We start from the raw sequence: 9,275 nt of genomic DNA, 5'->3' as shown, positions 1-9,275 counted from the left end.
CGGCCCGAGAACGGGAGGAGTTCGGCGTGCAGTTCGCGAGCTGTCGCCACGTCGGCGAGGCGCGCGGCCACCCGGGCACGGAACGTTGTCATCGCCAGCCAGTAGTAGTCGCGCGGATACGGCCGGCTTCCCTCCCACAGCTGCCGGGCGCGGTCGGTGTCGCCCCGGTCCAGCAGCGCCAGGATCAGCGGGAACCGGACCGAGTGGGGACGCACCCCCTCGATCAGCTCGAGCTCTTCGACCAGTGGCGACAGGTCGCCGCGTGCCACGGCGACACCGATACGGCCGATGGTGCCGATCCACTGCGCGACAACCATGCCCTGGGCGTGCATCGTCGCCGAGATCTCGTCGTATCGGCGCAGTCCGGACTCGACGCGACCGGCCATCAACTCCACCATCGCATCGAACACGGCGAGCACCCCGAGCATCTGTGCCAGCTGATGGCCGGCCGCGTATGTGGTTGCGAGGGAAGCGCTCTCGTATGCCTGATCGAAGTCGGTGACGGCCGTGGCGGCGAGGAACCGCTGGAAGTGGGCGACCGAGACGAACCCTTCGTCGCCCACCTTCTGCGCGACGTCGAGCAGTTGCCGGGAGTTCGCGAGCCGCTGGTCGACCAGATCGGGACCGAACGCGACGTAACCGACGGCGTTGAGCGCCCGCATCATCGTCGTCGGGTCGCCGGATTCCTGGGCCAGGGTGCGGGCCTCCACGGCCGCCGCGAGGCACCCTGCGTCGTCCAGGCCTTCGAGTTCGAACACCTTCGCCACCAGCAGCAGGGCGCGGGTCGCGGTCGGGAGTGCAGGATCGGCAAGAGCGGTGTCGATCTCGTCGAGGATCTCGGTGTCCGGCTCGGGGTCGACCCGGATCGTCCAGACCACCGGCGCAGTCCACGACACGAGCGCGCGCACGAGAGAATCGCGGTCGCCGAGGGCGCGGGCCGCCCGCACCGCGCGGACCCGGGTGTCGCGTGTCCCGCCGATGTCGCCCGTGCGGGCCTGCGATCCCACCTGGCCGATCAGGATCTCCAGCAGGAGAAGGCTGTTCGGTTCGCTCGCGGTCTCCGACAACGACCGGGCCGCGGCCCACAATGCGAACGCGTCCTTGAACGAGGACTGCCGCTCGGCGGCCCGGGCACCCGCGACCACGAACTCCGCGCACCGCTCCGCGGTGGCGGGCGTCGCCGAGGCGATCGCATGGTGTGCGAGAACCGTCGGGTCGGAGTGATCACGCCGCGCGAGCATGTCGAGTGCTGCGGCGTGAATCCGCCTGCGTCGCATGGCAGGTAGGGCGTCGTAGAGGGTCTCGCGCACGAGATCGTGGCTGAACCGCAGACGATCGGGCGCGGGTTCGACGAGAATTCCGGTGACCACCGCCGGTTCGAGTGCGTCGATCATGCTCTCGTCGTCCATGTCGCTGACGGCGCCGAGGACGGACAGGTCGAAGTCGCGACCGAGCACGGCACCGCGCCGCAATGCGACGACCGTCCGCTCGGGGAGTCGAGAGATGCGGCGCGCGAGAACGTTTCGTACCCCGTCGGGAACGGCGCCACGCACGGCATCGACGCCCGGCGGCGTCCCGGGTGTGCTGCCGCCCGGCGGCGCGCCGAGCGTGCCGACACCTTCCGAGGCGATCAGGCGGCAGTACTCCTCGAGGAAGAGCGGGTTGCCGCCCGTGCGGTCGACGAGTTCGATCAGCACGTCCTCGTCGAGGTCGGCCGACCCCGCGCGACGGGCGATCGTGCGAGCCTCCTCCCGGCCCACTCCGCGCAGGGTGATCCGGGTTCCCGGAATCCCGGCGGTCGCAGCCCAGGTCGCGCGCAGATCGTCGGTGACCTCGCTGGGACGGAACGTGGCCACGACGAGGGTCGCCGAGTTCCGGGCCGAGGCGGCGACATGCCGAAGCACCTGCAGGGTCGGTTCGTCGGCCCGGTGGACGTCGTCGAGAACGAGGACGGTTCTGCGCTCGGGCGTGGACAGCAGTTGCTCGACTGCGCGGCTCAGTTCGAACGGTGATGCGGGCGGCTCCTGCTCACCGAGTCCGCGCAGGATCTCGGTCCACGGCCAGGCGGGCGGTGCACCGTCGACCTCGGGGCATCCACCCCACGCACCGAGCCGGTCCTCGGCCGTGGTCCGGTGCAGGAACGCGCGGGCGAGCGCACTCTTTCCCTCGCCCGCGTCGCCCGCGATCCACACCAGGTGCAGCCCGCTCGTCTCCGATCGGTGCGCCGCGTCGTGCAGTTGCGCGAGTTCGCCGTCCCTGCCGACGATGTCGCCGGAATCCGGGTGTTGCTGGGGGACAGACGATTCGACGCGCAGCGGGATGTCCGCCCGTTCGGGTGACAACGACGGCCGCTGCTGCAGGATGTCGCGTTCGAGTTCCTGCAGTTCGGGGGAGGGGTCGACTCCCAGCTCGTCGAGCAGGTATTCGCGGGTGCGGCGCAGCGTGGCCAGTGCGTCGGCTTGGCGACCGCAGCGATACTGCGCCGACGCCAGTAGCCGGACCGCGAATTCGCGCTCGGGATGCTCGGCGACGTGAGGGTCGAGCTGATCGGCCGCGAGTTCGACACGGCCCTCGTCGAGATAGGCGTGGGCGCGCGCTTCGAGCGCGGTGGCGTACACCTGCGTCAGACGTGTGCTCTCGATCCGGGCCCAGTCCGCGTCGAGGTGTTCGTGGTAGGGGATGCCTTTCCACCGGTCCAGCGCCTGCGACAGGATCTCGATCCGCGACGTGCGGTCGGCGGCGGTGAGTCCCTCGGTGGCGAGCCGATCGAAATGCCACGCGTCGACCGCTTCGGTGGGCAACCGCAGCGCGTAGCCGGGTGGGGCGCTCACGATGACGGTCGCCGGTGTCCGCGGTGCGCGTGCGGGTTCGAGCAGACGCCGCAGGTTCGACACGTGCACCTGGAGCGCGGCCAGTGCTTTCGGTGGCGGCCCGCCGGACCAGAGGTCCTCGATCAGAAGGTCGGTCGAGACGACGTGACCCGCGGCGACGAGGAGCCGACCGAGAACCGCACGGGCCCCCGGACCGCCGAGGGACACCGTGCGGTCGCCGACCGTGACCTCGGTCGAGCCCAGCACGCTGATGCGAACGGGCGCGGCGGACGGTGTCTGCGCTGTCATGATCGGCCCAGATTAGCGGCGGTGCAGGCAGTCCGCGAGCCCTGTGGCCGCATTCAGTCCAGGATGTCGAGGACCTTCGTGTCCTCCTGGCCGGCGAGCACCAGGGACTGGGCCACCACCATGTGCTTCTGCCAGTGAGCGAAGGCACCGGCACCGTCGCGGGCGCGCAGCAGCTTGATCAGCTTGCGCTGCGAACGGACGAACAACTTGTAGTTCTCCTCGTACTTCTCCGCATCGGTTTCGCGCTTCTCGCGGGTGACGTTCGTGGTGTGCCGTTCGTAGATCTCGTGCAGCATTCCCGCGATCAGGGCGAGGGTCGAGTTGCCTGCCAGTTGGACCATCCGGAGATGGAACCGCGCCGCGGCCTGCCCGAAGGTGCCGGACTCGAACGACGACGGAATGGTCTCGTCCACAATGCGTTCGAGTTCATCGAAGGCTTCTTCTGTGCCGTTCTCCGCCAGCAGTCGTGCGGCGGCGGGTTCGACGGCCTGGCGGGCGATGTAGACGTCGGCGACGGTGGCACCCGACAGCTCCAGCAGCAGCGACGCCGGTCGCGCAACCACCTCGGGACCCGGTACACACACGCGGGCGCCGGAGCGGGAACCGCGGCGGACCTCGACGAGCCGTTCCGCTTCGAGCACGCGGACCGCCTCGCGGAGCGTGGGCCGGCTGACGGAGAAGTGCTCCATGAGTTCGGCTTCGTGGGGCAGATGGTCGCCGTCCTTGAGCTCACCGTCGACGATCATGCGGCGCAGCTTGCGGGCGACGAGTTCGGCTGTCTTGGGCGTTCGGATCGCTCGTCCCGTCGTGCCGGGGGCATCGAAGATCGGAGCCCATGCTTCGTCGGTCACGGGGGGACACCTTCCTGCTCATATACAACTTCGCGTACCTACGTAACGTACCCGAGGATCCTTGCGCCCACTATACATAGTCAACTATGTTATCTATGTATTTGTGCGTTGTGTCACCGTGAGATCAGGCGCCGGAGTCCCGGCGAACTCCGAGGAGCGGCAATGTTGAGGACGCGGTTCACCGAAGAATTCGGAATCGAGCATCCGGTGGTGCAGGGCGGCATGATGTGGGTCGGCCGGGCGGAACTTGCCGCCGCGGTCTCCAACGGGGGCGGCCTCGGCATCATCACGGCTCTCACGCAGCCGACCCCGGAGGACCTGGTCGAGGAGATCGAGCGGTGCCGCGCGTTGACCGACAAGCCGTTCGGCGTCAATCTCACCCTCACCCTGTCGATCAACCCGCCCCCGTATGCCGAATACCGGCAGGCGATCATCGATTCCGGCGTGAAGATCGTCGAGACGGCCGGCTCCGACCCGACGGTGCACGTCGAGCACTTCAAAGAGCACGACATCAAGATCATCCACAAGTGCACCAGCGTCCGTCACGCCCTCAAGGCGCAGCGCATCGGCGTCGACGCGGTGAGCATCGACGGTTTCGAGGCCGCCGGTCATCCCGGTGAGGACGACGTCCCCGGGCTGGTGCTGATCCCGGCGTCCGCCGATGCCCTCGACATCCCGTTCATCGCCTCCGGTGGTTTCGCGGACGGACGGGGCCTCGCGGCCGCACTCGCTCTCGGTGCCGGCGGCATCAACATGGGTACCCGGTTCATGTGTACCGAGGAGAGCCCGATCCACGAGAACATCAAGCAGCAGATCGTCGGTGCCTGCGAACTCGACACCCAGCTGATCTTCCGTCAGCTCCGCAACACCATGCGCGCGGCGAGGAACTCGGTGAGCGAAGAGGTCGTCGACATCCTGAACAAAGGCGGACGCTTCAAGGACGTCAAGGATCTCGTCGCAGGCACCCGCGGCCGCAAGGTCTACGAGGACGGCGATCCCGAGGCCGGAATCTGGACCGTCGGGGTCGCGCAGGGCCTGATCCGTGACATCCCGCCGGCGGGTGAGCTCGTGCGCCGGATCGCGGCGGAGGCCGAGGAGATCCTGCTCGATCTGACGCGCGACATCACCGACTCCGTCTCCGTTTCCTGAAGGGGCGCAACATGACCCGGACCGACGCACGCGACACCGTGACGTCCGAAGAATCCCCGCTGCTCGTCACCCGGGACGGCGCGGTCGCGATCCTCACACTCAACCGGCCGGACCGGCGCAACGCCATCGACCGGGCGATGCGCAAGGCGCTGAAGAAGGAACTGTGGCGTGCCGACGGCGACGACGACGTGCGCGTCGTGGTGATCACCGGCGCGGGCACCGCGTTCTCGTCCGGTGTGGACCTGCCCGAAGCGCTGTCCGGTCCACCGCTCGGCAGCGAGGGCCCCACGCCCACCCAGGTGCTGCGCGGGATCTCGAAACCGGTGATCGCCGCCGTGAACGGGCCCTGCTACACCGGCGGCTACGAACTGGCGGTGAACTGCTCGTTCATCATCGCATCGGACCGCGCCGAATTCGCCGACACCCACGCGCGGATCGGGCTTCTCAACGGATGGGGCGGCAGCGCCATGTTGCCGCGCATGATCGGGCTTCCCGCCGCGATCCAGTTCATTCTCAGCGGCGAACCCGTCGACGGGCACACGGCGGCACGGATCGGTCTCGCCAACGAGGTCGTCGAACACGACAGGTTGCTGGACCGCACACTGGAGATCGCCCACAAGATTGCCGACGGCCATCCCGGGGCGGTGCAGCGGATGCTGCGCCTGCTCAAGGAAGGCGCGGGCACCTCGCTCGCCCACGCCCTCGGTCTCGAGGCCGAGGCCGCTGCCTCGTACCGCCCCGACGGGGCCGACATCGGCGCGCGGTACGGCAAACGGCGAGCCGAGAAATCCTGAATCACAGAACGATCCGAGCGCTCGCATCATGAGAGGTGGAGGGGTGGAACAGAAGACCGCGGCGGTACTCGACGCATCGACCGGCGACTGGCGCGACCGGCTGACCACACTGCTCGCCGACTATCGGAAGCGTCCACGCCCGGCCACCTCCCGCGAGCGTTTCAAGGCTGCCCGGGCCTGGCAATCCGAACTCGTCGACGCGGGTCTCGCGGCGCCGGGATGGCCACGCGAAGCCGGCGGCATGGAACTCTCGCTGGAGGAGCAACTCGACTACTACCGGATGACGACCCGGGCCGGGGCGCCGAAACATCCGTGCCCCCTGTCGTTCATCGTGGCACCGACGATCATCGTGCACGGCACGCAGGAGCAGAAGGATCGCTTCCTCGAGCCGCTGCTGCGGGCCGACGAGTTCTGGTGCCAGGGCTTCTCGGAACCAGGCGCCGGCAGCGACCTCGCCTCGCTGTCCACCCGCGCCGTGCGTGAGGGCGACGTCTACCGGGTTACGGGACAGAAGATCTGGACCACCATGGCCGACAAGGCCGACTGGATCTTCGCGCTGGTCCGCACCGGAGCTCCCGGCCGCGGCACGGCAGGCATCACCTACCTGCTGATCCCGATGAACGCTCCCGGTATCGAGGTGCGTCCGCTGCGCGATGCCGCAGGAGGCCACCACTTTGCGGAAGTCTTCTTCGACGACGTCGAGGTACCCGTCGCCAACCGGATCGGCGAGGAGGGCGAAGGCTGGTCGATCATGCGGACCTCGCTCGGACACGAGCGGGCTACGGCCTTCCTCGCCGACGAATTCCGTTACCGCAGCACGGTCGACAAGGTGTTCCGGCTCGCCGCCGCGCAGGGTTACGCCGACGATCCGCTGATCCGGCAGGAACTCGCGAAGGTCGAGACCGGCGTCCGGGAGATCGCCGCGAACAGTGCACGAGCACTGGAAGCCGTTCTGCGAAACGAAGATCCGGGCGCGGTGGCGTCGATCAACCGCCTGGTGAAGTCGGAATTCGAGCAGCACATGCACCGGCTCGCGCTGCGCCTGACCGGATCGGGGGCGGTGCTGAACACCCGGTCCGAGGGCGTCGTCGAACACGGGCGCTGGACCTACGGATATCTGATGTCCCGCGCCGCGACGATCGGTGCGGGCACCGCGGAGATCCAGCGCAACACCATCGCGGAGAACGTGCTCGGTCTGCCGTCGCATCGCGGCGAGGGTCGCCGGGATCCGGTGGTCGCCCTGGGACGTCCGCTCACCGCTCCGGAGGAGGACGAGGCGGCGATGCGCGAGGTACTCGCCGACCTGCTCACGTCCCGCGTGGACACCGCAAAGTTGCTCGCGTGCGAGTCTGCACCCGGTGACTACGACATCGCTCTGTGGGACGAACTCGTGAAGTTCGGCCTGCCGGGACTGGCCGCGCCGGAGTCTCTCGGCGGTGGAGGCCAGCCGTTGCGGTTGTTGTGCGCGGCCGTCGAAGAGGCGGCGTACCACCTGGCGCCGGTGCCGCTCGTGCCGACCGCCATCGCCCTCGAGGTGCTCGCCGCAGCGGGCGTCGACGAGCCCGCCCGTACCGTGGTGTCCGGTGCTACCGCCGCCTTCGTCGTCCCCGTCGACGATCGGGGCTGGGTTGTCGAGTCCGGCCTGCCCGTGCTCGACGACGGCCGGTTGACCGGCAGGGTCGAACGCGTCGCGGGTGCACCCGTCGCCGGTGTGCTCGTGGTTCTCGCGACCGATGCCACCACCGGCGGCCGCGTGCTCGTCTCGGTGCAGCCGGCGGATGTCACCGTCACGGTGCAGAACTCGGTGGACCTGACCGCGACCGTCGGCATCGTCGACGCGGACGGGGCGCCGGCCACAGTGCTCGCGTCCGGGCAGGCGGTCGACGACGCGCTGGCCCGCGCCCGCCGTGTCGCGCAGCTGCTCGTCGCGGCGGACTCGGTCGGTGTCGCGAATCGGGCACTCGCGATGGCGGTGGACTGGGCCGGGCAACGCGAGCAGTTCGGGCAGCCGATAGGTTCGTACCAGGCCGTCTCGCATCGATGCGCGTATCTGCTGGTCGGTGCGGAAGGGGCGCGGGGACAGGTACTTTCGGCGTCGGACTGCGACGAGAACCATCCCGACGCGTCCATCGCTGCGAACCTCGCCGCGGCAGCCGCGCTCGGCACCGCGGTGACGGCCACGGAGGACTGCATCCAGATCCACGGCGGTATCGGGTTCACCTGGGAGCATCCCGCTCATCTACTGCTGCGCCGCGCGACGGCGAACGAGGCGTGGATGGGGCGACCCGAAGTGCTGCGCGACTGCGCGGTGAGCGAAGTGTTCGACCGGCTGTCCTGACGGGCCGATCGAACGCACTGCGCGGACACGACGAGGCCGCTGCTCCTGACAGTCAGCGGCCTCGTCGTCGCCGCGGGGTTCTCCCGGGTCACTCCCGGAAACGCAGCAGCCCCTCCTGCGCCGTGCTCGCGACGAGCGTGCCGTCCCGATCGAAGAGGTAACCGCGCGAGAGCCCGCGACCTCCGCTCATCCGGTACCCGTGCTGCTCGTAGAGGTGCCATTCGTCGGCGCGGAAGGGTGCGTGCCACCAGATGGTGTGATCCAGGCTCGCGAGCTGAAGACCGGGAGTTTCGACGTGCCGGGCATGCGGCGGAAGCGACGCCGAGAGCAGGAACAGGTCGGAGCAGTACGCGAACCCCGCGGCGTGGACGAAGGGATCGTCGCCGAGTCGCTCCGCGGTACGGACCCAGGCGCGCTGACGTGGCGGGCGGGCCTCACCCCGCTGGTTCGCGAGCCGTGGATACTCCTCGGGGAAGCGGAAGTCCACACCGGTACCGGTGAGGAGCGGGACAAGCCATGCGGCTCCGCGCAATTCGTCGGTGCTCAGACTCTCCTCGAATCGGGGGAGTTCCTCCGGTGGCGCGGCCGGCGCGCTCACCGGTGTCTGATGTTCGAGGCCGTCCTCCGGGCGCTGGAACGACACGGTCGTGAGGAAGATCGTGCGGTCGTTCTGCACGGCTCGCACGTGGCGGGTGGCGAAACTGCCACCGTCCCGCAGTCTTTCGACGTGATAGTCGACGGGGACATCCGAACGGCCGGGGTGGACGAAGTGCCCGTGGAGCGAGTGGACGTGCCGGTCGGGATCGACGGTGTGACCCGCGGCCATCAACGACTGGCCGAGGGTCTGTCCACCGTAGATCCGCGGGACGTGCGCGTGGGCCTCTCCGCGGAAGACGTCCCCGCCCCTGTCCTGCAGAGAAAGGATGCGCCCGACGGGAGGCCGAGCGAGTGCCGCCAGCATCTCGGCGGTGATTGCGGTCCGCTGAGCTGATCGCGGCGTTCCGTGAGCGTCGATCGACGAATC

General features: G+C 69.0%; 6 protein-coding genes. 3 read left to right on the top strand and 3 right to left on the bottom strand.

Annotated features, from left to right (window positions below; all coding sequences use genetic code 11):
• Positions 1-3,119 (bottom strand): BTAD domain-containing putative transcriptional regulator (locus I0Q12_RS25630; protein WP_197255975.1); only part of this gene is annotated, 3,119 nt, incomplete at its 3' end.
• A gap of 53 nt (positions 3,120-3,172) precedes the next feature.
• A complete protein-coding gene (locus I0Q12_RS25625) occupies positions 3,173-3,970 on the bottom strand; it encodes a FadR/GntR family transcriptional regulator (RefSeq protein ID WP_197255973.1) in 798 nt (265 codons plus the stop codon).
• A gap of 162 nt (positions 3,971-4,132) precedes the next feature.
• Here I0Q12_RS25625 and I0Q12_RS25620 point away from each other — a divergent pair, with 162 nt between their 5' ends.
• From I0Q12_RS25620 to I0Q12_RS25610, 3 genes are read left to right on the top strand one after another with little or no spacing between them, the layout of a single operon-like run.
• Positions 4,133-5,119: a nitronate monooxygenase family protein gene (locus I0Q12_RS25620; RefSeq protein WP_197255971.1), complete on the top strand. Its 987-nt coding sequence runs from the start codon at positions 4,133-4,135 to the stop codon at positions 5,117-5,119.
• Between the two features lie 11 nt (positions 5,120-5,130).
• The gene (locus I0Q12_RS25615) at positions 5,131-5,913 is read left to right on the top strand and encodes an enoyl-CoA hydratase-related protein (RefSeq protein WP_197255969.1); all 783 of its coding nucleotides are present in this window, start codon (positions 5,131-5,133) and stop codon (positions 5,911-5,913) included.
• A gap of 43 nt (positions 5,914-5,956) precedes the next feature.
• The gene (locus I0Q12_RS25610) at positions 5,957-8,251 is read left to right on the top strand and encodes an acyl-CoA dehydrogenase family protein (RefSeq protein WP_307846523.1); all 2,295 of its coding nucleotides are present in this window, start codon (positions 5,957-5,959) and stop codon (positions 8,249-8,251) included.
• 88 nt (positions 8,252-8,339) lie between these two features.
• Here I0Q12_RS25610 and I0Q12_RS25605 read toward each other — a convergent pair.
• A partial coding sequence (locus I0Q12_RS25605) for an acyl-CoA thioesterase II (RefSeq protein ID WP_231611437.1) occupies positions 8,340-9,275 on the bottom strand: 936 nt, incomplete at its 5' end.

The organism is Rhodococcus sp. CX, from assembly GCF_015865005.1.
Classification (GTDB): domain Bacteria; phylum Actinomycetota; class Actinomycetes; order Mycobacteriales; family Mycobacteriaceae; genus Rhodococcus.
Note: the sequence above shows the minus strand (reverse complement) of the source record. Positions and strands in the feature narration are given on the sequence as shown.